We start from the raw sequence: 23,445 nt of genomic DNA, 5'->3' as shown, positions 1-23,445 counted from the left end.
CGCTCTCCTCAGAAGTCGAAGTCGCTCATCGAGCGGGTGCCGGCGGCGACGGCCGTGGGGCGTACCGCTCCGGAGGGGTCGTTCAGCAGTTCGGTGGCGACGGCCTCATAGACGTCGAGGATGTGCTCGGCGGACCGCCGTTCGAAGATGTCGGTGGCGTACTCGAGATCGAGCACCACACGGTCCGGCCGGCGGTAGATTTGCAGGTTCAGATCGAAGCGGGTGGTGCCGGGGTTGAGCACCTCGACCGACACATCGAGACCGCCCCGGCGGAACGCGTAGAAGTCGATGTTCTGCAACGCTATGAAGACGTCGAACAGCGGGTTGCGTCCGGCTTCGACGGGCGCGCCGACCAGCTCCACCACCCGCTGGAAGGGCAGTTCCTGGTGGTCGAGGGCACCCCGGATCCGGCGGTCCAGCCGGGCGACCAGGTCGGCCAGCCGCATGTCCGGGTCCACCTGCACGTCCAGGCAGACGGTGCTGACGAACATCCCGATGACGTCTTCGAGGTCCGGATGGGTCCGGCCGCTGACCGGTGCGCCGATTCCGAAGGTGGCCTGACCGGTCATCCGGTGCAGCGCCGCCGCGTAGGCAGCCACCACGACCGCGAACTCGGTGGTGTCCTGCTCCCGAGCCCGCCGGGCCAGGCGATCGAGCCACTCCCGTCCCATCTCGCGTCGCACGACCGCACCCCGGCGAGCCCGCACCGGGCCGCGTGGGTGGTCGGTGGCGAGCGCCAGCGGCGGCAGCGGTGCGTCGAGTTGCTGCCGCCAGTACTGCTCGTCCAACTGTCGTGCGCCGCCGTGCAGCCGGTCGTGTGCCCATCGCGCGGCGTCGGCGTAGCGCACGGGGGCGTCCGGCCGTGTGATGCCGGCGTAGTGGTCCAGCAGCGCCTCGACGAAGACCCGCAGGGACACCCCGTCGAACACCAGATGGTGAATGTCCACGTGCAGCTCGTGCCGGTCCGGCGCAATCCGCACCAGGCAGGCCCTCGGCACGACGGGTCGGTCCGGGTCGAACGGCCGGGTGAACTCGGCCGGCGACGGCGATCGGCCGTCCGGCCGGTATGCGAACTCGGGGACCATGTGGTCCACCGGCCGCTGCCGGACCGCGTCCGGCGCGGTGCCGCCGCCCGCGAGATCGAACCGCATGCGCAGTGCGTCGTGCCGGGCCACCACCTCGACGAGCGCCGCCTGCAGGCGCTGCCGGTCGATCGGCCCGCGGATGTCGAGCCGGAAAGGAATGTTGTACGCCACCGAGTCCGGAGCGGTGCGCCAGAGCGCGTACAGCGACTGCTGGTTGGGGTGCAGCGGCACCGCCGCCCCGTCGGCCACCGTGGGGATCGGCTCGGCCCCGGCCGTACCGCCGGTAGCGGCCTCGATCGCCTTCCACAGCCCATCAAGGGTCACAGCGGTTTTGATCTCGGCCAGCGGCACCCGCACCCCGAACTGCTGCTGGATCCGACCGAGCAGCACGCCGAGGCGCAGGGAGTCACCGCCCAGGTCGGCGAACTGGTGATCCGGCCCGATCGCCGCCGGAGGCAGCCTGAGCACCTGCGCCCAGATCTCCGCCAGGGGCACCAGCTCCGGCGACACCTCGGGCCCGTCGTTGCGCGCAGCGGGGGCCGGGGCCGGCAACGCCCGCCAGTCCACCTTGCCCGAGCTGCTCAGCGGCAGGCGGTCGACCAGGACGACGTGCTCGGGGCACATGTATCCGGGCAGGCGGTCGCGCAGCTGCGCCCGGATGGCGGCGGCGGTCAGGCCGGGAGCCACCACCCAGGAGACCAGGTAGCGTCCACCGGCCGATCCGTCGAGGGCACGCGTGCAGGAATCGAGCACGCCGGCCAGGTTCAGCACGGCGGCATTCACCTCGTCCGTCACGACGAGGTTGCCCCTGATCTTGACCTGGTTGTCCCGGCGACCGTGGAAGTGCAGCACGCCGTCAGCGTCTTGGTGTACGAGGTCGCCGGTCCGGTAGTAGCGCTTCCCGTCCCGGAGCACGAAGCGCTCGGCGGTGAGCTCCGGCAGGTTCAGGTAGCCGCGGGCCACGCCGCGGCCGCCTGTGTACAGTTCGCCGATCTCGCCGGCCGGCACGGGTGTGCCGTCCGGCCCACAGACCAGAACCGTGGTCCCCGTGATGGCCCGCCCGATCGGGATCGGGCCCTCCGGATCCTCATCGATCGGATAGGTGGTGGTGAAGGTCGTGTTCTCGGTCGGCCCGTAGCCGTTGATGATCCGCAGCCCGGGATTGGCCTGCCGGGCACGCCGCACGTGCACCGGCGACACGACGTCACCACCGGTGAGCACCGTGCGCACGGTGGCCAGCACCCTGGGATCTTCGTCCACCACCTGATGGAACAGGGGGGCGGTGAGCCAGCAGGTGTCCACCGCGTACTCGCGCAGCGCCATTCCGAGCCGACTCGGCACGACTGCGGTTTCGTCGTCCACGACACAGATCGCGCCACCGTTGAGCAGCGCACCCCAGATCTCGAAGGTGGCCGCGTCGAACCGGAGGGCCGCAGCGTGCAGAATGCGTCGCGCCTGCGTGAAATCCAGGTAGTTGGTGTCCCGCACCAGCCGGACGATCCCGGCGTGCTCCACCATGACCCCCTTGGGGGTGCCCGTGCTTCCCGAAGTGAACATCACGTACGCCAGCGGAGAGCGCCCCGCCGGGACGGGCGGGGACCGGTAGGCCCACGGGTCGTCATCCGCGGCCGCGACGTCGTCCATCGCCAGCACCTCGACGCCAGCCGGTGCCGCGACGCCGCCGCCGGACGGAACGAGCACGATGCGCACGCCGGCAGCGGACAGCACCCGGACGAGGCGTTCCGGCGGATCGGCCGGGTCGAGCGGGACATAAGCGCCGCCGGCCAGGACGATGCCGAGGAAGGCGACGACGGCCTCGGTCGACCGTGGAGCAACAACCCCGACGAGACTCTCGCGCTCCACTCCCCGCGCCGTCAATTCCTTCGCCAGCGCCACGGCTCGCGAAAAGATTTCCGCGTAGGTCAACGTGGATGTAGCATCAACTATCGCCGTTTTCAACGGTGTCAGTTCGGCCTGTTCTCGAAACATGACGTCCAAGCAGGCGTCATCGGCCCAGCTGTCGAACATTGGCCAATCCCCCATGTAGATAACACCGAAACGCGGGTGAGCTCAGCTGCCACGCTCCATCTGAGAAACGATCAAACTAGTGGCCACTCGACCCGCGACCCTCCACGAGAGTAGCCAGATCACCTCACTGTGTCCAGGCTGTCAATCGACCGTTAGACCTAGCGAAATGCTGACGACGGACGATTACCAGGTCACATACGCCTGCGACCGCAGTCGATCTCTTGAAAGATCCAAGTAGCCACTCGTCAATGGTGAACTTCGCACGGGTCCGGAGTGGATCACTTCGATACAGCCGCTGCGACGTTCCTGAGCAGCAACGCCTCGGCGAGGCAAACACGCTCGAACTCCGCCAAGTGCAGGCTCTCGTTCGGGCCGTGCGCACCGGTGTACGGGTCCTCAACACCGGTGACCAGGATCGAGGCATGCGGGAAGAGTTCCTGGAACAGCGCGACGATCGGGATGGATCCGCCGACGCCGATCTCCACCGGCACCATCCCGTCCCATGCGGTGGTGAACGCAGCCCGGGCCGCCTCGTACGCCGGCCCGGTCGCGTCGATGACGCAGGGGAAGCTGCCGCTCTCCTGAACGACCTCGACGTCGGCACCCCGCGGTGCGAACCTCTCCAGGTGCGCACGGACCGCGTCGAACACCGAGGCGGGCTCGTCACCGGGCGCCACCCGCACGCCGATCTTCGCGGTGGCGGCGCCTCCCGACGCATCGATACCCAGCACCGAGATCGCCGGCATGCTCCAGATCCGGTCCGCGATCGAGCCGCGACCGATCAGCCGGACCCCGTCAAGAATGCCGCTCTCCTGCCGGAACCGATCCTCCGGGTAGTCGACGCCGCCGACGCCCTCCCGACCGACGAGCCCGTGGACAGCCGGCGCCCCGTCGTCATCGTGCAGGGTGGCGAGGAGGCGGACCAGGGCCGTCAGCGCGTCCGGTCCCCGTACCTCGACGGTGAGGTTGACCAGCCCGCGCAGCGAGGTGGTCAGCGCGGGCCGCCCGATGTCCCAGTTTGTGGAGTCGGCGATCACCACCACGTCGGACCGCATCGTGTCGGCATGGGCAGCGACGATCTTGGCGAGTGAGACCGAGCGGCATTCCTCCTCGCCCTCGACGAAGACGACCACCCCGACCGGCAGCGCGTCGCCGAACGCCCGCAGCGCGGCGACGTGCGCCATCACGCCGGCCTTGTCGTCGGCGGCGCCCCGGCCGTAGAGCCGTCCGTCCCGCTCGACCGGCTCGAACGGGTCGGTGGTCCAGAGCGCCGGGTCGCCGATCGGGTGTACGTCGTGATGGGCGTAGAGCAGCACCGTCTGCGCGCCGGGCGGGGCGGCCCGGTGCCCGATCACAGCAGGCTGACCACCTTGCCGGACGATCTGCGTGTCCAGGCCGCAGCCGCGCAGCAACTCGGCAACGACCGCCGCGGACTCGTCGACGTATGCGTGATCGAAGCCGTCGAACGCGATGCTGGGAATGCGGACGAGCCGCTCCAGATCGGCACGGACGCCGGGCATCTCACGCGCGATCGCGGCGCGCAGGTCGGTGTCGCTCAATGTCATGAGTCGATCCTAAAGGGACGCAGCGGATCGGGTGGTACCGTACTGCATTCGACTGGGCACGAGAATCCGTACGACTGCAGCCAGGAATACCCTCGACCCCCCTTCGCGTGACTCAAAACTGTTCGGGTGAACATTCCAGGAAGTTTTCATGGACGCAAAGGATCTCGGTCTGCACGGAATAGCACGGACATCTCAGACCGTGAGGTGCGTCGGAGGACCAGAGCGGCTGAGGTTCCGGACGGACGCCCTTCGGCAGCAACGGGACGCCCCGCCATCGCACGGTCGGCTTACCGACGGTGAGACCATCCTCGCCGTGGGCACGGCCGGCTCCTGCCACCGCTTGGCGACTGGGGCAACCACTGCCCCCCACCGTCATCGGCCCTCCCCACCGGCTACCCTGCGCCGGACGAGGGCACGACCGAGGTCGCGGTCGATTGGCGGGACATCCGACAAGTCGGCCAGCTTTCACCCCATCATTCATCTCGGGATGGTTAAATGTCACCCGGTGGTCGGAGCCCCATCGGCGGACCAACCACACCCGGCTGATCAATGATCTTTTGCATGGTCCCTGACCAACGCGCGTCTGGAGGCTGGAAGTGGGCACCATGGAAGGCCTGTACCTGCCGCTCGTAACACCGTTCCATGACGGTCACGTCGACCTTGATTCCCTGAAAGGGTTGGCCAAGCACTACAGCTCTACCGGCGTGAGCGGATTTATCATGCTGGGCACGACCGGCGAAAGCCCCACGGTCGAACCCGACGAGCAGCGGGCGATCATTGAGACGACCCTCGATGCGGTCGGCGGTGCCCTGCCGGTGTATGTCGGGGTGAGCGGCAACGCCACCCGACAGGTGGCCCGGGGCATCGCCGCATTCGAGCCCCTGGGCGTTGCCGGGTACCTCGTCGCGACGCCCTATTACAACCGACCGTCGGCTTCGGGCATGGTCGCCCACTACCAGGCGCTGACCGAGGAGACTGAGCGAACGGTCATCGTCTACAACGTCCCTTACCGGACCGGGGTCAACCTGCCAAATGACGCGCTCTTCGAGATCGTCGCGACGACCCGCAATGTGCGGGCCGTCAAGGACTCCACCGGCAACATCGTTCAGTCACTCGACCTGCTGGAGCGCGCGCCCGCCGAGTTGTCGGTGCTCACCGGCGAGGATCCGCTCTACTTCACCAGCCTCGCCAACGGCGCGGCCGGTGGCATCCTGGCCGCCTCACACCTGGCCGTCGAGACCTTCGTCGCCGTCACCCGAGCCATGGCTCAGCAGGAGCTCGTCCGGGCGCGGGAAGCATGGCGCAGGGTCAGCCCCATGATCCCCAAGCTCTTCGGCGAGGCGAACCCGATGCCGCTCAAGTACGCCCTCTGGCGGCAGGGCCTGCTGCGTTCTCCCGAGTGCCGGCTGCCGCTGACGCAGGTGTCAGACGGCCTCGCGGCGACGCTGGACGAGATCGTGGCGTCCTTGCCGCACGTCTGACCCCAGGCCAGGCACCTTCGACCCCTGCCCGACCGCGAGCCTCTCCCGCTGGCGGCAGGCCCGAGAAACTCGGCGTAGACCGGCTGGCGCCGCACCAGCAATTTTGATCATTGATGATGATCAAAGCCTGGGACACTTTATCGGCTTGCGGCAATTTATCCAATTTAGAGGGTAGCCGGAGTCTGGAAGACGACTCGAGTAGCTCTCCCTCACGCTCGATGCGGGCTGACAGTCAGCGACTGATTTCGATACCCTTTTCAGGCGGTGTGAATCCACAGCGATCGTCTTTCCTGACCTGTGATAGGAGACATCCGTGGCAATAACGATCAAGCCACTCCATCCGATCTTCGTTGCAGAGGTGATCGGCGTCGACCTGACCTCGCCCGTGCCAGAGGACGTCTTCGCCGAGATCCACGCGGCCTTCGACCGCTACGCGGTCCTGGTCTTTCACGACCAGCCGGTCACCGACGAGCAGCAAGCCAGCTTCAGCAAGCTGTTCGGGCCGCTCGAAACAGCCCCCAACTTCGCCGGGAAAGCGCTGCGGCTGAGCAACGAATTTACGGACATCTCCAACCTCGATCATGAGGGCAAGATTCTCGACCCGGAGGACCGGCTCACCCGGTACAACCTCGGGAACCAGCTATGGCACACCGACAGCTCGTTCAAGGCCGTGCGGGCGAAGTGCTCGCTCCTGTCCGCCCGGGAGGTCCCGCCAGTCGGGGGTGAGACCCAGTACGCGGACATGCGCGCGGCCCACGACGCGCTGCCGGATGAGCGCAAGCGCCAGATCGAAGGCCTCGTGGTCGAGCACAGCATCGCCCACTCTCGCGCGAAGTCCGGGTTCGACAGCTTCAACTCAGACATCGCCACGATGCTGCCACCGGTGCCGCAGCGGCTCGTCGACCACTACCCGGACACCGGTCGAAGCAGCCTCTTTCTCGCATCCCACGCATCACACGTGATTGGTTGGCCGGTCGAGAAGGGGCGAGCTCTGCTCGAAGAGCTGATCGAGTTCGCGACCCAGGACCGCTTCGTCTACACGCATCACTGGGCTGTTGGCGATCTTGTCATCTGGGACAACCGCTGCACCATGCACCGCGGACGGCCGTACGACCTCAGGCAGCGTCGAGTCCTGCACCGCACGACCGTGTCCGACGTCGTCACGCCGTACCAGGCGGCCGCGGCGCAAGCGGAGTCGCCCGTATGATCGCCGCCACGCGCGTGGTCATCGTCGGTGGTGGTCACATGGGGCTCGCGATCATACGAGGGCTTCTCGGCCGGCGACCCGGCCGAGAGGTCGTCGTGGTCGAGTGCAGTGCCGCCCGGCGAAAGCTGCTCGCCGACCTGGACGGGCTCACGGTGGCCCCCCATCTGGAGGTGGCCGATGGCGACTTCGTCGTCCTGGCCATCCCGCCGCAGGTCTTCGGCGACTTCGCCAAGGCTGAGCGCCACCTGTTCACCCCACAGACGCCGGTGCTGTCGGTGATGGCCGGTCTCACCGCCGACTCCATCGCCAGGGCGCTAGGCACCTCGCAGGTCGTACGCTCGATCCCGAACACGCCGTCCGAGGTCTTCGAGGGAATGTCGGTCTACTACGCCGGCCCGCAGGTGTCACAGGAGACTACGGAACAGGCAGAGGCCCTACTGAAGGTGATCGGCAGATCGCTGCGTGTCGACGACGAGGAGCTTGTCGACGACGCGACGGCGATCTGTGGCGGTGGACCGGCGTTCGTGAGTTACATCGTGGACGCTTTCTGCCAGTTCGCCACGACGTGCGGTTTCAGCGAGGCAGCCGGTCGCGAGATGGCGGTGCAGGTGTTCGGCGGGACCGCCGCCCTCATCGAACAGAGCGGGAAGCCACCGATGCAGCTGTGCCGTGAGGTGATGACGCCGAACGGCACGACCGAACGCGGCATCACCGCGTTCGACGCAGCCGAGCTGAAAAGCTCCATCCTGGCCGCACTTGTCGCCTCTGCGCAGCGCTCGCGCGAGCTTGCCCGCCACCACCAGCGCGAATGCACGGTGGGGTGACGGCCATGTCCAAAGGCTTCCCGGCCTCCGGCCGGACCTAGCCCGCTGGTCGGCGCAGTCATGGACACGACCGCACGGGCTTTACGCCCGACCTACGACGTCGTGGTCGTCGGGCTCGGGATCATGGGAGCGTCAGCCCTTTTCCATCTCAGTCGGCGGGGAGCGAAGGTCCTGGGCGTCGAGGCCCACGGCCCGTTGCACTGTCTGGGCTCCTCGCACGGCCAGACTCGCATCTTCCGTCGCGCCTACTGGGAGGGCGAGCATTATGCCCCGCTGCTGGGCAGGTCGTACGAGGGTTGGTTGGATCTCGACGCAGCGACCGACGAGACGATCGCGCTGAGGACCGGTGGGCTGTTCGTCGGCTCCCCCGCTTCGAAGCTGGTGCAGGGCTCTCGTGACACGGCAACGCGGTGCGAGATCAACCACGAATATCTGGACGCGGGCGAACTCACCAGACGGTTCCCCGCTTTCCACGTCCAGGGCGACATGGTTGCCGTCTACGAGCCGGACGCGCTGATGCTTTTCGCCGATACCGCACGGCTCACCTACCTGACGCGGGCGACCGCCGCCGGCGCTCACCTGGCCTACGGTCAAGCCGTCCGCGAGCTCAAGCCCGCATCCGGTGAGGCCGTCACGGTCATCGGCGACGGGTGGCAGGTGAGCTGCGGCGCGGTGGTGCTGACGGTCGGCGGCTGGGTCGGCGACTTCCTGCCCGGCGAGATCGCGCCTGCCGTCGCACCGATGCGCATCCCCGTCTTCGAATTCGACCTGGCCGAGTCGAGCGAGCGTGAGCACCTGCCCGGACGCTTTCCGGTCTTTCTCTACGAGGACGCCGCGGGTGCCCTCGTCTACGGGCTCCCGAAATGGCGGTCGGTCGACGGCGGACTGAGAGTTGGCTTCCACAACCGGCAGCTGTCACCGCAGAACGTCGATGGCGACCGACGCCCACCCAGCGACGCGGAGCGGCTTGAACTGTGGCAGGCAATCAAGACGTTGCTTCCCGCTGTCCAGCCCACGGGCCGCGGCAGGTCCTGCGTCTACACGATGTCGGCGGACGAGAGCTTCTTCATCGGGCAGTCCCGTGAGCTGCACGGCGTTTCCTACGCCAGCGCCTGCTCCGGGCACGGCTTCAAGTTCGCTCCCGGCATCGGGGAGGTCCTGGCGCAGCTCGCGCTCGACGGGCGCTCGACGGTGGATGTCTCCGCGTTCAGTCCGGCGCGACTTTGAGCACCGCCTCGCGGCCCCGAATGACCCATGCCGATCGCCGCAGGAGGGCGGCGGTGCCGGTTGACGGTTCGTTGAGGCCAGGCAGGCCGGCCGGTGAGGTGGTGTTGGTGGCCTCCCCCGGCCGGATCCGCGCCGAGCCTGTCAGACCGCGGCAATGAGGCGTTCGAGCGCGAGCTCCAAGCGCTTCGGGTCCTGGGCGAAACAGATCCGAAAATAGCCGTCGAACCCATCACCGAACGCGGAGCCGGGCGCAATGCCGACCCCGGCGCGCGCGACGAGTTCCTTGGCGAAAGCCAGGCTATTGTCGACGCCGTCAATGCGGAAGAACGAGTAGAAGGAGGCGGGGACGTCTGGCGCCAGGATACGCTCATGGCCCCGAAATGCGTCCGCGACGGCTGCGCGGCCCCGCGCGCTGCGCTCCAGCATCTCGGCCACGAACGGCTCGCCCTCCCGGATCGCCGCGACCCCGGCGTGCTGCACGAAGGTAGCCGAACCGGTGCTGTTGATCGCGCTGAGGTTGCCCACCTGGTGTGCCAGACCAGCCGGGTGCACCAGCCAGCCGAGCCGCCAGCCGGTCATGGACCAGGTCTTGGAAAAGCTCTGCACGACGAAAACCGCGTCATTCTCGTCGGCAACCTCCAGCATGGATGGCGTCGCGATGGAGTCGTCGAAGACCAGGCGGTGGTACACCTCGTCGGATATGATCCAGATGCCCTTGCGTCGGGTTAATTCCAGCAGCTCACGCTGCTGCGCCGACGTCATCGTCCAGCCCGTCGGATTGCCGGGTGAGGCCAGGAAGACCGCACGCGTCCGATCGTCACAGGTCGCCTCGACCCGACCGAGATCAAGCGACCAACCATCCGGGCTGGCGTGGAGGTCGACGAAGCGTACGCTCGCCCCCATCGCCTCGATGGCGATGACGATGTTCGGCCACACCGGCGCCACGACAACGACGTTGTCGCCCGGCTCCACCAGGCATTGGAGCGAGATCATGATCGAGGTCATGCCGGACGAGGTGGCGGACAGCCGCTCCAGGTCGACTTCCACACCGTTGGTACGGCGGTGGTAGTCCTGGATCGCCTTCCGGAGTGGTGCGATGCCCCGCCGATCCGCATAGCGGGTCTTGCCTTGGGCCATGGCGAGTTCAGCAGCCTGTCGCACCACCAGCGGCGTGGGCAGGTCTGACTCTCCGAAGCAAAGGCTGATGGCGTCGGGATATTCCTGGCACAGACGGGCGACGGCCACAATTTCTTGAGTCCGCATGTGGGCGAGAGCAGCGCGAATCGGTGGGACGTCCTTACCGGGGGCGGTCAGCATGAGGGGTGTCTCCTTGGCGGCTGGGGCGCACGTCCGGCGCGAGGGATTGGCAACGCATCGAAGTCTGATGTTGTCAACGAACTCGCGGCAAGCGGATCCACGACCACGGGTTTGCCATATCGCCGACCGGAACCTCGATGACCGTCGGAATCTGGCTGCGGGCGAAGCCCTTCTCGATTTCGGTCCGCAGCTCTTCGGGACTGTTGGCGCGGACGCCGACCGCGCCGAATGCCTCCGCAAGCTTGACGAAGTCGGGGTTGTGCAGTTCGGTGGCGATCGTCGACGGCATGAACCTGCGCTGGGCACGCTTGACGTTGGCATAGGAGCCGTCGTCGAAGATGACGGCGACGACACCGATCCCGTGCTGGACCGCGGTCGCCAGCTCCGCCGCGGTGAAGAGAAAACCGCCGTCACCTGAGATGGACAGGACCGCCCGGTCCGGGTGGGCGATCTTGACGCCGAGCGAGGCCGCGAAGCCGAAGCCGAGCGCTCCGACGTACGTCGGCAGCACGTAGGTCGATGGCCGCAGCACCGGGAACGCCAGCCGGGCAACGTAACCGACCTGGGTCATCTCGTCGACGAAGAAGCCGTCTTCCGGGAGAGCGGCGCGCATCGCCCGAATGAAGTCGACCTGGGGGGTGAGCTTGCTGATCTCGGCGTCGACATCGCGGCGTGCCTCCGCGACCGCGGCCAGCCATTCCTGCCGCTCCTGCGCCGGCAGCAGCCCGTCCAGCAGGGTGCGAACCACCTCTGCCGCATCTCCCACCAGGGGCACGGCCGGCGAGGACACCCGATGGATCTCCTCCTCGTCGAGGTCGACGCGAATGATCTGCAGGCCCTCGGTGCCCCACTCGACCTGCGGGCGCAACAGCCGCGTCCCCACGGCCACGACGACATCGGCCTGCCGCCACAACCGGTGCGCGACGGGCAACGAGATCGACAGCTGATGCTCGTCGCTCACCACCCCGCGACCACCGAGCTCGGTGGTAACGGGCGCCTTGAGCAGCTTTGCCAGCTGTGCGATCTCCGCCGTCGCCCCGCGCGCCCCACTGCCGACGAAGATGATGGGAGCGCGTGCGGTGGCGAGGGCCGCGCGGGCCGCTTCGACCGCGCGCGGATCCGGCGACGCGGGGGGCGGCGGCGCAGCCCATGGCCGAGGCGAGGTGACCTGCGCGGCCAGCACGTCGGTCGGGATCTCGATCGCGACGGGCCGAGGGCGGTGGTGATTCAGCCGGTGGAACGCCTCATCGAGCACGCTGGTGATCGCGTCGGGCTCCTCGACCCGGGCTGCCCATCCCGTGAGCGACCGGAGCGTACCCAACTGGTCGGGAATCTCGTGCGGAATGCCGAGGTTGCGCCCGAGCACCGGCGTGGGGATCTGGGTGGCGATGCACAGGACCCGGGCGTCTCCGGCGTAGGCGGTGGCCAGCCCGGTCGCGGAGTTGAGCACGCCCGGCCCGGAGATGACGAGGTACGCGCCGACCCGTTGGCTGGAGCGGGCATACCCGTAGGCCATCAGCGCCGCCGCCTGCTCGTGTCGGGTGTGCACCACACGAATCCCGGTGCCGGCGAGCGCTCCGAAGATGGCGTCATGCTGCTCGCCAGGCACGGTGAAGACGACGTTCACGCCTTCCTCGATGAGCTTGGCGACGAGGTGCTCTCCGACGTTCATGGCGGCCTCACAACTCGGTTTCGGATCCCTCAGCGGGACGGTGCACGTCGGGGGCTGTCCCTGATTTCGAAAAGATGCACGCCAGATCGGCAATGTTCTCGATGTCAGATTCACGACCGCCGGTAGACGGCGACGGAAGGATGACTTGGATCGAGCCGGCACATTCCGCATTGCGGACATCTGGCATTCAGCGGGGAGGACCTGGCCGGTGGGAAGGGTGTCGGCAGTTCCAGTGGAGCGGCCTTCCATGGGGTTCATCGCTCAGATGTGGCGCTCGATGATGTTCGGGAGCACCACGAGCAAATGCTAGAGGTCAATGACACATGCCGCAACCGCGAAGGTGTCGTTCAATGTCGCCCTCACCGTGTATGTTACCGAAATGATGCCCGCGCCCCAGGCTGATTCCGCTCCCCTGGTCCCCCTTCCTCGAAGCTTCCAGCGAGTGATGGTGATCGCCGCTCATCCGGACGACGCCGAGTTCAGTTTCGGAGCAACCGTTGCGCGCCTCACCGGTGAGGGCGCGCAGGTGACCTACCTGATCGTCACCGATGGTGCGCAGGGCGGCGAGGATCCCACCGTGCCGGCCCGCGAACTGACCGCGACACGGTACGCCGAGCAGCGGCAGGCCGCGCGGATGCTCGGTGTCACCGACGTGGTGTTCCTGGGATTGCCCGACGGGCTGCTCAACGACACACCCGAGCTCAGACTCGCCCTGACCCGGGAGATCCGTCGGCACCGGCCGGAGCTCGTCCTCACCCACCAACCGCTGCGGTCGCTGCAGTTCCCGATCGGCGCGTCGCACCCCGACCACCTCGCCGTCGGGCAGGCGGCGTTGAATGCCGTCTACCCCGATGCCCGCAACCCTCGCGCCTTCCCCGAGCTACTCGGCGAGGGCCTGCCCGCGCACCGCGTGGCCGAAGTCTGGGTGCCAGGGCACGAACACACCGACCTGCTGATCGATGTCGGTCGCACCGCCGAGCTCAAGATGGCGGCCATTCTCGCCCATCGCAGCCAGTTCCGCGGCTCCCAGGATCCCGCCGCCGACATCCAGTGGGTCATGGAGCGGATGCGCGGCAACGGTCCGGTCATCGGATGCGAATATGCCGAAGCATACAAACGCATCATCACGGACGCGGCCGCTGCCGCCGGCCCGAGGCCACCTGCGGCCCGGCAGGGCGCCGAGGTCCCGGCCGTCGCACCGTGAACGGACATCTCCCCCGACGCCGCAGCATCGCGACGAGAACCGCCCCGCCGGGGGTACGCCGACAGAGGACACCCGCTGCGATCCGGAGGGCGTCAGTGGGCACCCGGATGACGCGGTTCCGGCCGCCATCCGGGTGCTGCCCGTTTGCGCCTACGACGTGCCCTGACGGAGTGCCTTCAGCGGCGGCCCGGTCGGTCACGGCGCCGGTCGTGCCGGGTTGGTCAGCTCATACAGCCGGGAGGCAAGATCGAACTCGGCCTGAGTATCGATGTCGACCGTCAGGTTCGTGGCCTCGTGCCACATCGGACGCGCACCGACCAGGCCGATGTTTGTCGCCACGTGCCGAGTCATGATCGAGCACGAGAAGCCGAGCTGATAGTAGGTCGGTAGCTCCTGTGACGGACGGTGCCAGGGCCCGAATCCGAAGCCCATGGGATTGAAGTCCGAGTCGAGAAGATACTCCTTCATCGGGTAGACGACCACGATCGAGTCCGATGCGTCGGGATCGCGGGCTCGCCAGATTCGCATGACCGTCTCGTGATCGTCGAAGAATGGGTCGGTTGCGTGGCACCACATCACGTCGTCGTCGTCGGGCAGTTGCCTGCAGACCTCGTTGACCACGGACTGGAACGGGTACGAGTTCTCCGTGAGGTGCCGGGGCCTTGGCAGATAAGTGGCGCCGTACCTGTCGGCCAGATCCTTGGTCGACGCGTCCTCGGAGGACAGATACACCTCGCTCGGCTCGTCAGCCACCCGCGAGAGCTTCTCGACCAGAATGTCTAGGAGCGACTTGCCGTGGGCGAAAGGGCGATAGTTCTTGTCGGGAACTCTCGTCGACGTGCGCTTGGAGGGAATGACGAACTTCATGATCTACTCCTGTCTCCAGCCATGAGTTGGGCCGCCGGTCGTCTCCGGCCAGGCCGATCGCGTCCGAGGGCGCCTGGATGATCGTGGTTCGCTGGCCTCGGGCCGCCCGGTGCAGCCGAAGCTGCAATCCGTATCGGCCAGTCCCGGGCCACTTTGGTTAGAGATGTCATCGGACTGGCGGCCCGGCTGACGCCCACCCGGTCAGCTGACAGCCGAGTGGCACGTGGTCTCGACGAGCTCACCGAAGAGCGCGAGTTCCTCCGCGGTCAGCACGGAAAAATACGGCACCAGGATCGCTGCGGTCAGCCTCTCGGCCTCCATACGTTGCTCCCGCACCTCATCCGGATTCCGGAACGGCCCCTTGTAGCCCATACGCTCGGCGTAGCCGGGCCCGGTGCGTGGCGGCGGATGGGGCGCGGCGAGAATCGCGTCGAGTGGCGTGAGGCCGCATGCCATGACGGCAACGATGTGGGCGGCGCCTCGGAGCTCGCGGATCAGATGCATGGTCAGCGCTGCACGTCCCGGCAGCGCGTCTGGGGCCGGAAGCCGCCGCCAGCCGGTGAAGAGGGTGCCGAGCGCCGCCGGCGCCGCGTCGATGATCCGACGGCCGAGGGTGTCGATGGCGCTGAGCGTGTCGCGGTCGACGTTCGCGAAGACGCGATCGCCCCATTCCGTGATGCGATCACGATAGTGAAGTGCGACGTCGTAATGCGTCAAGCCCGCCGGTACCGCGAGCCACGCCTTGCGCACCTCCTCGAGCGGCTCGAACGCGATCGCCGCCGCTGCCACCTCGACCGGGCAGCTGCCGAGCACGCCGGCACGACCGACGACCCAGAACTGCGCCCCGGTCGCGAATCCCAACTTCACACCGTACGCGTCGGTCGACTTTGCCAGCATCCAGCTGCGGTCGAACTGCTGGATCGGCTCGAACACACGATCAATCGTTTCCGCGACCGTGGCTGTCGTCATCCATTCCTCCTTCCTGGCCACCCGCCTGTCCAGGGCGAGGATGCCGTGCCGCGTTGGCTCTGCTCTGCTGCTCCGGCAGATATCCGCCGGTGCCCCTTTCGATGCGGCAGCGCGGAGTCGCGGTGCCGGGAAAGCTTCGTCGATTCGCCGAGCCTGGTCAGCTTGGCGCGAGCCAGGACGTGAGGACGTCGGCGAGCCTTCGCAAGTCCGGTATGTCGATCCGCTCGGTGGCCTGATGAGCATGTTCGATCGAACCAGGGCCGAAGACTACCAATTCTTCGGCCAGTCCGGAGTACCTCAAGGCGTTGGTTCCGAAGGGCGCGACGGTTGGTTCGGTGCCGCAGGTCCGTGCCAGGAACTGGACCAACCTGCTGTCGGGGCGCTGATAGAAAGCGGGCGATGCAGGCTTGCCGTCGGGCGTCGTCGGCAGGAGCGAGACGACGTCGCACGGAATGGGACAGGCGGCACAGGCGATCGCCGCCAACTCATTCAACACCTCGCCCGGGTCCTCGCCTGGCACGATACGGCGGCCCACGGTTATGGAACAGCGGTCGGGAATCACATTGCCGCCGGAGCCACCCGAGATCCGGGTGACCGACAGGGTTCCGCTTCCCAGCTCGGTGGCCCCAGGAACCGCTTGCAGCCGCTCGTGCTCGGCGGCGAAGGCGGCGAGCACCGGTGTCATGGCATCGATGGCGTTGACACCCAGATCGGGCCGCGCCGAGTGGGCAGCCACCCCCCGCGTCGTCACCTCGATGAGGACGAGCCCTTTCAGGCCATGTACGGGGCGGAACTCGGTCGGTTCCGCCACGAGGAGCTGATCGATCCGCAGGCCCTGCTGTTCGACCCATGGTCTGAACCGGGTCGCCCCGAGCAGACCGCCCGCTTCCTCGCTGATCGAGCCGACCAGCAGGAGAGTCGGGTCGGGCCGTAGACCGTCCCGGTGCATCGCGTCGAGCAGGGCGAGCATCACTCCCATGGTGGCCTTGGAGTCCAGGGCGCCACGGCCCCAGACGCTGCCGTGCTCGATGCGCCCGTCGAAGGGTGGGTCCGTCATGTGTTCGACCGCGACGGTGTCGGTGTGCACGTCCAGTACGACGAGTTGGTCGGACCGGCCCGGAAATCGGCCGTAGACATTGGGTCTGCCCGGCAGAACCTCGTCCAGGACGACCTCGACGGCCCCGCACCTGTCGAAGCGCTCCGCGAGGTGATGCGCGACAGCACCCTCACCAGGCGGGCCGTGTTCCTCGGCTTTCGGCCCGGTGTGCAGCGGATTGACGCTGGGGATGCGGACCAGTTCGGCGACCGCCTCCGCCAGTGCCAGACCGTCCAAATCCATTCCTGAATTATCGATATGCCGCACAGTGATGGCAATCCTCCCATGGATGCGTAGGGCCTGTGGGGACGGCCTGCGGCAGGCCTTCGAGCTCGACCGGCGGGATGCGCTGCGGCCATCCGGAGCCGTGCCCCATCATGGCGGCCTGACAAGGCCATAAGCACACCACGCTAAGCGTCTTGAATGCGACGCAGAACCTCGATGTCGGAATTCGGATACTTGTGATCTTGAATGGAGCGTGGCACCTTCTGCGCCATGACTTGGGGCGTGATCTATCGCGATCGGCCACTCGGGGACGAGCCGGTCCGGCTACGTCACCTGCCCAGATCGGCATCCCGCGACCTGCGTCGTCGCTGCCAGTCGTACGCTTTTGCACGCTTTTGACCAGGACCCGATGGACCACCCTGGCGAAGGGCAGACGTCCGGCCACGAGTGTGGGCAAATGTGCGCGCTCGCGCGCAATGTCGACGCTGACTCTGGACACGGTCAGCCACTATCGAGGCCGGGGCTTTGCCCACACTCACGACACGCCCCTGCTCATCCGACACCACTCACAGAAAGAGTGCCGATACGTGGTTATCGCTCCATGGCTTGACTTCATGACGCGTTGGAACGAGGGAAAGGTGACCGCGGCAGAACTCACCGACTGGCAGACGACGGCTCTGCGGGCGGTGCTCGGTCACGTCCACAGCAAGTCGCCCTTCTACCGTCGACGTCTGGCAGGCGTGAACCTTGACATCAAGGATCTCGCCGACCTGGCCCACATCCCTTACACCACCAAAGACGATCTTCGTGATGCCATGCACGGCATGCTCAGCGGGACCGTGGCTGACGCGCAGTTCTACTTCGAGACGACGGGGACGACCGGCCGTCCCACCCCGTGTCCCAGATCCGCCATGGATTTCGACCTCAACGTGGCACCGTTGGCTCACGCTCTCGACCTCATCGTGCGCAAGCACTTCACCGACGACGGTGAGCGTCCGATCCTCGCCGTCGTGGCCCCCAACGACGTCCACGCGGCGTGCCTGAGCCTGTCCTTCGCCGCGAAGCAGATCGGCATCGCGAAGCTGGACCTGTTCCCGATCACGCCAACCCTCGGGTTCGCCCGATTCTTCGAAGTCCTCGTCGAACTGCGGATCAACATGATCCTCTGCTCGCCCGGCCTGCTGATGGCGCTGGCCGAAATGAGCTCGTCCTACGGCGTGGAGGTGCCGGACGACCTGGCGGTCAAGGTTCTCCTCACCACCGGCGAGATGTGCTCGGACGGTATGGGAAGGCTGCTCGCCCAGACATGGAACGCCGACGTGTACAACTTCATGTACGGGTCCCAGGAGGCCGGCTGCCCTGCGGTGACGCGACCTGACGGCACGGTGGTGGCGATCGAACCCACCTACCTGTTGGAGGTCCTCGACCTGGAGACCGAGACGACCCTGGGGATCGAGGGCTACGGCGAACTCTGCCTCACCACCCTGGTGCCCGGGCTCAAGCCACTCATCAGATACCGGACCGGTGACCTGGTCTCGATCGCCCCGGACTCCACGGGTCGTCGGACCGTCAAGGTGCTCGGGCGAGTCAAGGACATGACCGACCTCGGCGGCCGGAAGCGCAGTGCCGCGGAGATCGACAACACCATCCTGGCCGATCCGGAGCTCATCTACGGTTACGAACTCGAGGTGCATGCGGTCGGCGGTCAGGACCGGGTGCATGTTCGGGTCAAGGCCAAGGAGGGTGCCGACCACGATCAGCTGAAGGCGCTCGTCGCGGGCCGAGTCACGGCCGCGTTCGGCGTCCCCGCCGAAGTCACGATTCACCCTCTGCTGGACCTGAAAAGCGCCACCGGTGGCTGGGTGAGCTGGAAGACGGCCCGCATCAAGGACCGTAGAGCCCAGGAGACGGACGACATCGAGACCCGATCCGCCGCCGACCTGGCCCGCGCAGTCGAACAGGCGATCTGACATGACCGACCACATCTTGACCGGTACGACCGGATTCGTCGGCCGCCACCTGCTGGCCGACCTTCTCCTGGATGGCACGGCCGGCAGCGTGTACGCGCTGGCTCGCGGCGATTCGCGGCGCCCCGCCGCCGAACGGGTCCATGCGGCGCTGGATGAAGCGGGCAACGACCTCCCGCACGGCCGGCGGCGCATGACCGTGGTGGAGTCGGAACTCACCCAGCCGCTGTGCGGGGTCACGCCCGACTCCATCGAGCTCGGCGACGGACCGCTCGTCTTCTGGCACCTCGCGGCGTCGTTGCAATGGCGGCGGGGACAGCGGGAACAGGTGTTCCGAACGAACGTCGAGGGCACCCGACATGCTCTGGAACTGGCGACGAGCATGGGTGCGGACCTCTTCGTGTACGTGTCCACGGCGTTCACCTGCGGCGCGCTGCACAATGACGTTCCCGAGGTGCTGCACCAACCGCCGAAGTTCAGCAACGTCTACGAAGAGAGCAAGTGCGCGGCGGAGCACCTCGTGGCCGAGTTAGACGGGCCGAGGAGGCTGATCCTGCGTCCCTCGATCATCGTAGGCACCTCTCACGACTACCGGCCCAGCGGCAGCTACACGGGCCTCTACGGTTTCCTCAGCGAATTACGGAAATTCAAGGAGATGCTCGGCGACTCCGACGAGTCCGTCCGCTTCACCGCGGATCGAGGCACTCGCCTCTCCTTCATTCCGGTGGATCACGTCGTAGAGGACTTCCGCGCGATCGTGGCGGCCGAACTGGCGGCGCCGAGACAGAGCATCTACCACGTCAGCGGGCGCTCCGAAGCCGCAGTCGGCGACATCACCGACTACATGCTGAAACTGCTCGGGCTGGAGGATCGCCTCTTCATCATCAACGAAACGTTCGACGATCCTTCCACGCTGGAGCGCTTTTTCGCGAAGCGGATCGACTTTTTCTCGGAATACCTGCGGCGCGAGAAGCGGTTCATCCGTACAGCAGGACCGGAACGCTCCGTCACGCTGCCCGAGATCATGAGGTTCATCGACGCCGAAAACAGGCTGTGAATTGACAACGAAGGACTTGCCAAGCCGTCCGAAACCACGCAGTCCACGCTGGTGCCCGGCACTCCACGACGCCGTCCGAACCTCTGGCCGGTCGGCGCGGCCACGGCGTCGCCCGCTGCAGCACCGCAAGACGTCGAGAAACGCTCGACACGGCCGGCGCAAAACAAATCGGGGACGTACTCATGACCAATGCCGCACATCTGATCATCGTTGGCTGCAGCCGCTCTTTCATCAGCGCCGACGCACGCCCTGGCGCGTCCGATGGTTGAAGTACCGGACGGTAGAGACGTCGCAGTCCCTGGATCCACACGGGAAACCTATGACGCATGCTTCGAGCGCGGGCATCACTTTCGCCTGTTCGACCGGCCAGGGATCTTCCGGGTCAGCCAGGCCGGGCTCGCGCTCGGGGACTATTTGGTCCGCAGCCTCTGCAAGAGCGACCTCGCCGGACACATTCTCGAGATCGGCACCGGAAGTGGCGCGATCGCGCTGCTGCTACGCGGCATGGGAGCCACCTCGGTCACCGCAACCGACATCTCTGCCTCGGCGGTGTCCACGGCACGACAGAACGAACTCGCCAACTTTGGTGACTCGACCATCGACTTCTGGCACAGCGACCTCTATCCAACCTCGGAGAACGGGGAACAGAGGCTCTTCGACCTGATCGTCTTCAACCCGCCGGGGTGGCGCACACCGTCCGAGCCCTTCATCGCGGAGCTGAAGCAGAAACACCGCTCCCTCGACCTTGACGCGATGTTCTACGGGGACAGCGTCCTTCTACGCTTCCTTCAGCAACTGCCGCAGCACCTGACAGCGAACGGCCGCGCGATCGTCGGCCTGAACTCGCTGATCGGCATCGCCGACATCTTCGCACGCTCGCGATTGGCGCATCCGCCCCCCGGTGGAAAGATCATCCAGTCTCGGCTGCTCGAACGTATCGAGATTCCCCTGTTGTTCTACACGAGTGAGTGGTTGGAGGTCCGCAGCCACCTGCTGGAGCAGTTCGAAAAAGGACGCCAAGAGTACGCAGCGACCTACGTGACCAAGGGTGACACCATCCATTGGTTCTACGAGATCACCGAGGTCACCGTGGAGGAGAAGGCGACTGGCTCGCTCCTGCCACGGGTCAACGAGCAGCCTTCTACCAGCGCTCGCCTGCGTCCGTTCGCGGGCGAGACGGCGGAATTGACCTCGGCCGCACTGCGAGTGTCAGAGGCATGAGCTCCTGGATGGCTGGATGATTCGGGTATTGCACGGCCCGACACGCATCATCGGGTCCGCGTACTCAAAGGTCTGGGACTCCGGTGTGTGGGAGCCTTCAGGAGTTGACAGCCAAAGGTGGTGGCTCACATGGACCATGATCAGGTAAGCGGGCAGCATGTCCAATCGGACGTCGGCGTCACCGGCAGTTCGACAATTGGACGGCGGTCCCGCCCGGCACCTGATGCCGCGGCGACCGCCCAAGCGGTGGCCGCGCCGGACAGCCTGCCGGGGTTGCCCTCCGGCTATCGTCCCTGGCCTGCGCTGTGGGCACTGCTAGCGGGCATCTTCATGATCCTGGTGGACTCCACCATCGTCTCGGTGGCCGCCGACGCCATCTGGGTGGATCTGAAGACCGACCTCAACGCGGTCGTCTGGGTCACCAGCGGCTACCTGCTGGCCTACGTGGTGCCGCTGCTGCTGGCCGGTCAGCTTGGCGACATGTTCGGACCCAAGCGCCTGTACCTGCTCGGTCTGGTGCTCTTCACCGTGGCCTCGGCCTGGTGCGGTCTGTCGCGCACAGCGGAGATGCTGATCGCCGCGCGAGTGGTCCAAGGTCTCGGCGCGGCACTGATGGCACCGCAGACAATGGCCGTGATCACTCGAACCTTCCCCAGGGACGAGCGTGGTACCGCTATGGCCCTGTGGGGTTCGATGGCCGGGGTGGCGATCCTCGTGGGACCGCTGGCGGGCGGCGTCCTCGTGGACGAACTCGGCTGGCAGTGGGTGTTCTTCATCAACGTTCCAATGGGCGTGATCGCATTCATCGCCGCGGTGATGCTGGTGCCGAAACTGCCCGTCAACCGGCAGCGGATCGATTACCCAGGAATCCTGCTGAGCGGGGTCGGGCTGTTCCTGGTGGCATTCGGGCTGCAGCAGGGGCAGCGATACGAGTGGGGGCACATCCGCAACGTCGGGCCGGTGCCGATCACGGTGTGGGGGGTGATCATCGCCGGCCTTCTCACCGTGCTGGTGTTCGTGTGGTGGCAGACGCGGGCGGCGGCGCCACTGATGAGGCTGGCCCTGTTTCGCGATCGCAATTTCACCCTGTCCAACATGGCCGTCGCCTGTATGGGCTTCTCCATCACCGGCATGGCCATCCCTTTCATGTTGTTCGCGCAGAAGTCAATGGGACTGAGTCCCACGGAGTCGGCCTCACTCCTGATCCCCCTGGCCGTACTCGCCGGGGCGCTGGCGGTACCGGCAGGCAAGCTCGCCGACCGGGTACACCCCCGCTATCTGACCGGCTTCGGCTTCGCCACCAACGCAGGCGGCCTCTTCTGGCTCGGTTTCGTGATGCACGACAACACCCCGGTGATCGCACTCTTGGCGCCGATCGCGTTGATAGGCGTCGGCAACGCCTTCATCTGGGGGCCGCTCTCAGCGGCGGCCAACCGCAACCTTCCGCTGCGACTCGCCGGCGCCGGCGCCGGCGTGTACAACACCACCCGGCAGGTGGGCGCGGTCTTGGGCAGTGCCGCGGTCGGGGTACTCATGCAGCACCAGGTCGAGAACAAATTCGACCGGTTCACCTCCGCGGTGCCGGCCGGAGCGGCCACCCAGTCCACCGGACCACTGCCCGAACTGCTACGCGGATCCTTCGCCGAGGCGATGGGAACGAGCATCCTGCTGCCAGCCGTCGCGTTGGTGATCGGCTTCGTGGTGGTGCAGTTCTTCGCCGCGCCGAGCCCTGTGCAACCCGATTGACCAACCGGTTCCGGCCGCGTGTTTGATCGGCTCCGTTTCGTCGATACGGCGGTGTCCAAGCGGCCGAGACCCCGCCATTACGGCGAAATGGCGATCGGCTAATCGAAGTCGGGGCGAGGAACCCCCGGATTCCAGGTGTCAGTGAAGCCTCCGACGTCGCGGAACCCGCTGAGGACCAGGTCGGCAATCTGGTACGCACACAACGAGAACGCCAGGAAGATCAGGCCGAACACCAGTGTGATGATCAGCCCCGCGCCGCCCGCGCGTACCGGCGCCGCCTCGGTGGGCTTCTGCGGGTCGTAGCGCACGTCGATCTCGGTGCCGATCAAGTGGGACCGGAACCCGCCCAGATCAGCGAGGACCGTCGTCACCTGCTGACCCGAACTTGTACGGAAAGTGACCACGGGGCGGAATGTCGTTCTCCCGCCGGACCACGAGTCCAACTGGTTGTCCACGACCTGCGCGGTCGCTCGATGGCCCGAGGCGGCGAGCGCGCGCAGCTTTCTCCACCACCACGCCGCCGTGTGCCGGCCTACCGCCGACGGCACTGTGGGCCCGACACAGCACACGCGAAATTCGCGCTGACGGTAGCCGGTGACCCGCTGCCGGTGCGAATAGCCAGGCCACGGGTACGTCCACGATCACGCGGCCGGGCGGTTGGTCCAGCGACGAGCAGGTACATGCACC

General features: G+C 66.7%; 17 protein-coding genes. 9 read left to right on the top strand and 8 right to left on the bottom strand.

Annotation, left to right across the window (positions count from 1 at the left end; all coding sequences use genetic code 11):
• Positions 1 to 8 precede the first annotated feature (8 nt).
• Together Vqi01_RS19580 and Vqi01_RS19575 are read right to left on the bottom strand one after the other, a co-directional pair.
• Positions 9 to 3,074 (bottom strand): non-ribosomal peptide synthetase, encoded by a 3,066-nt coding sequence (locus Vqi01_RS19580; protein ID WP_275408828.1) that lies wholly within the window; start codon positions 3,072 to 3,074, stop codon positions 9 to 11.
• Positions 3,075 to 3,391: 317 nt separating this feature from the next.
• Complete coding sequence (locus Vqi01_RS19575; RefSeq protein ID WP_204036268.1) at positions 3,392 to 4,678, bottom strand: M20/M25/M40 family metallo-hydrolase; 1,287 nt, start codon at positions 4,676 to 4,678, stop codon at positions 3,392 to 3,394.
• 605 nt (positions 4,679 to 5,283) lie between these two features.
• Between Vqi01_RS19575 and dapA the strand changes: the two genes are divergently transcribed.
• The 4 genes from dapA to solA all read left to right on the top strand — a co-directional run bounded on the left by dapA (position 5,284) and on the right by solA (position 9,417).
• Entirely contained in the window at positions 5,284 to 6,159 is an 876-nt protein-coding gene (gene dapA / locus Vqi01_RS19570) for a 4-hydroxy-tetrahydrodipicolinate synthase (protein WP_239098514.1), read from the top strand.
• A 313-nt stretch (positions 6,160 to 6,472) separates the two neighbouring features.
• Positions 6,473 to 7,366 (top strand): TauD/TfdA dioxygenase family protein, encoded by an 894-nt coding sequence (locus Vqi01_RS19565; RefSeq protein WP_204036266.1) that lies wholly within the window; start codon positions 6,473 to 6,475, stop codon positions 7,364 to 7,366.
• Positions 7,363 to 8,190, top strand: a complete 828-nt coding sequence (gene proC / locus Vqi01_RS19560) for a pyrroline-5-carboxylate reductase (protein ID WP_204036265.1) — start codon at positions 7,363 to 7,365, stop codon at positions 8,188 to 8,190. Before Vqi01_RS19565 ends, proC begins: the two co-directional genes overlap by 4 nt.
• 60 nt (positions 8,191 to 8,250) lie before the next feature.
• Complete coding sequence (solA, locus tag Vqi01_RS19555; protein ID WP_204036264.1) at positions 8,251 to 9,417, top strand: N-methyl-L-tryptophan oxidase; 1,167 nt, start codon at positions 8,251 to 8,253, stop codon at positions 9,415 to 9,417.
• A 141-nt stretch (positions 9,418 to 9,558) separates the two neighbouring features.
• Here the strand turns inward: solA and Vqi01_RS19550 are convergent, their stop codons facing one another.
• Both Vqi01_RS19550 and Vqi01_RS19545 read right to left on the bottom strand, forming a co-directional pair.
• A complete protein-coding gene (locus Vqi01_RS19550; protein ID WP_204036263.1) occupies positions 9,559 to 10,734 on the bottom strand; it encodes a pyridoxal phosphate-dependent aminotransferase in 1,176 nt (391 codons plus the stop codon).
• A 73-nt stretch (positions 10,735 to 10,807) separates the two neighbouring features.
• Positions 10,808 to 12,406 carry a thiamine pyrophosphate-dependent enzyme gene (locus Vqi01_RS19545; protein WP_204036262.1) on the bottom strand — a complete coding sequence of 533 codons (1,599 nt, stop codon included), beginning with the start codon at positions 12,404 to 12,406 and terminating at the stop codon, positions 10,808 to 10,810.
• Between the two features lie 445 nt (positions 12,407 to 12,851).
• On the opposite strand from Vqi01_RS19545, the gene Vqi01_RS19540 reads away from it, so the two are divergent.
• Positions 12,852 to 13,610: a PIG-L deacetylase family protein gene (locus Vqi01_RS19540; RefSeq protein WP_239098512.1), complete on the top strand. Its 759-nt coding sequence runs from the start codon at positions 12,852 to 12,854 to the stop codon at positions 13,608 to 13,610.
• A 195-nt stretch (positions 13,611 to 13,805) separates the two neighbouring features.
• Here the strand turns inward: Vqi01_RS19540 and Vqi01_RS19535 are convergent, their stop codons facing one another.
• From Vqi01_RS19535 to Vqi01_RS19525, 3 genes are all read right to left on the bottom strand, one after another.
• Positions 13,806 to 14,477 (bottom strand): cytidylyltransferase domain-containing protein, encoded by a 672-nt coding sequence (locus Vqi01_RS19535; protein ID WP_204036260.1) that lies wholly within the window; start codon positions 14,475 to 14,477, stop codon positions 13,806 to 13,808.
• Positions 14,478 to 14,678: 201 nt separating this feature from the next.
• A complete protein-coding gene (locus Vqi01_RS19530) occupies positions 14,679 to 15,446 on the bottom strand; it encodes a helix-turn-helix domain-containing protein (protein WP_204036259.1) in 768 nt (255 codons plus the stop codon).
• Between the two features lie 157 nt (positions 15,447 to 15,603).
• Positions 15,604 to 16,809: a M20 family metallopeptidase gene (locus tag Vqi01_RS19525; protein WP_204036258.1), complete on the bottom strand. Its 1,206-nt coding sequence runs from the start codon at positions 16,807 to 16,809 to the stop codon at positions 15,604 to 15,606.
• Positions 16,810 to 16,961: 152 nt separating this feature from the next.
• Here Vqi01_RS19525 and Vqi01_RS19520 point away from each other — a divergent pair, with 152 nt between their 5' ends.
• From Vqi01_RS19520 to Vqi01_RS19505, 4 genes are all read left to right on the top strand, one after another.
• The gene (locus Vqi01_RS19520; protein WP_204036257.1) at positions 16,962 to 18,737 is read left to right on the top strand and encodes a phenylacetate--CoA ligase family protein; all 1,776 of its coding nucleotides are present in this window, start codon (positions 16,962 to 16,964) and stop codon (positions 18,735 to 18,737) included.
• 1 nt (position 18,738) lies between these two features.
• The gene (locus Vqi01_RS19515) at positions 18,739 to 19,791 is read left to right on the top strand and encodes an SDR family oxidoreductase (RefSeq protein WP_204036256.1); all 1,053 of its coding nucleotides are present in this window, start codon (positions 18,739 to 18,741) and stop codon (positions 19,789 to 19,791) included.
• 261 nt (positions 19,792 to 20,052) lie between these two features.
• Positions 20,053 to 21,012: a methyltransferase gene (locus Vqi01_RS19510; protein ID WP_204036255.1), complete on the top strand. Its 960-nt coding sequence runs from the start codon at positions 20,053 to 20,055 to the stop codon at positions 21,010 to 21,012.
• Between the two features lie 129 nt (positions 21,013 to 21,141).
• The gene (locus tag Vqi01_RS19505; protein ID WP_204036254.1) at positions 21,142 to 22,758 is read left to right on the top strand and encodes an MFS transporter; all 1,617 of its coding nucleotides are present in this window, start codon (positions 21,142 to 21,144) and stop codon (positions 22,756 to 22,758) included.
• A 98-nt stretch (positions 22,759 to 22,856) separates the two neighbouring features.
• On the opposite strand, the gene Vqi01_RS19500 is transcribed toward Vqi01_RS19505, so the two are convergent.
• Positions 22,857 to 23,213 carry a DUF3592 domain-containing protein gene (locus Vqi01_RS19500; RefSeq protein WP_443673855.1) on the bottom strand — a complete coding sequence of 119 codons (357 nt, stop codon included), beginning with the start codon at positions 23,211 to 23,213 and terminating at the stop codon, positions 22,857 to 22,859.
• Positions 23,214 to 23,445: the final 232 nt, after the last annotated feature.

The sequence above is a fragment of the Micromonospora qiuiae genome, assembly GCF_016863555.1.
GTDB classification, from domain to species: Bacteria; Actinomycetota; Actinomycetes; order Mycobacteriales; family Micromonosporaceae; genus Micromonospora; species Micromonospora qiuiae.
The sequence above is the reverse complement of the archived record's forward strand: the minus strand, read 5'-3'. Positions and strand labels throughout refer to the sequence as shown.

What these genes read in the sequence shown, in the direction of transcription:
- Vqi01_RS19580 (WP_275408828.1), bottom strand. Translation starts at nt 3,074, where the DNA reads ATGTTTCGAGAACAGGCCGAACTGACACCGTTGAAAACGGCGATAGTT.
- Vqi01_RS19575 (WP_204036268.1), bottom strand. Translation starts at nt 4,678, where the DNA reads ATGACATTGAGCGACACCGACCTGCGCGCCGCGATCGCGCGTGAGATG.
- dapA (WP_239098514.1), top strand. Translation starts at nt 5,284, where the DNA reads ATGGAAGGCCTGTACCTGCCGCTCGTAACACCGTTCCATGACGGTCAC.
- proC (WP_204036265.1), top strand. Translation starts at nt 7,363, where the DNA reads ATGATCGCCGCCACGCGCGTGGTCATCGTCGGTGGTGGTCACATGGGG.
- solA (WP_204036264.1), top strand. Translation starts at nt 8,251, where the DNA reads ATGGACACGACCGCACGGGCTTTACGCCCGACCTACGACGTCGTGGTC.
- Vqi01_RS19550 (WP_204036263.1), bottom strand. Translation starts at nt 10,734, where the DNA reads ATGCTGACCGCCCCCGGTAAGGACGTCCCACCGATTCGCGCTGCTCTC.
- Vqi01_RS19545 (WP_204036262.1), bottom strand. Translation starts at nt 12,406, where the DNA reads ATGAACGTCGGAGAGCACCTCGTCGCCAAGCTCATCGAGGAAGGCGTG.
- Vqi01_RS19540 (WP_239098512.1), top strand. Translation starts at nt 12,852, where the DNA reads ATGGTGATCGCCGCTCATCCGGACGACGCCGAGTTCAGTTTCGGAGCA.
- Vqi01_RS19535 (WP_204036260.1), bottom strand. Translation starts at nt 14,477, where the DNA reads ATGAAGTTCGTCATTCCCTCCAAGCGCACGTCGACGAGAGTTCCCGAC.
- Vqi01_RS19530 (WP_204036259.1), bottom strand. Translation starts at nt 15,446, where the DNA reads ATGACGACAGCCACGGTCGCGGAAACGATTGATCGTGTGTTCGAGCCG.
- Vqi01_RS19515 (WP_204036256.1), top strand. Translation starts at nt 18,739, where the DNA reads ATGACCGACCACATCTTGACCGGTACGACCGGATTCGTCGGCCGCCAC.
- Vqi01_RS19510 (WP_204036255.1), top strand. Translation starts at nt 20,053, where the DNA reads ATGGTTGAAGTACCGGACGGTAGAGACGTCGCAGTCCCTGGATCCACA.
- Vqi01_RS19505 (WP_204036254.1), top strand. Translation starts at nt 21,142, where the DNA reads ATGGACCATGATCAGGTAAGCGGGCAGCATGTCCAATCGGACGTCGGC.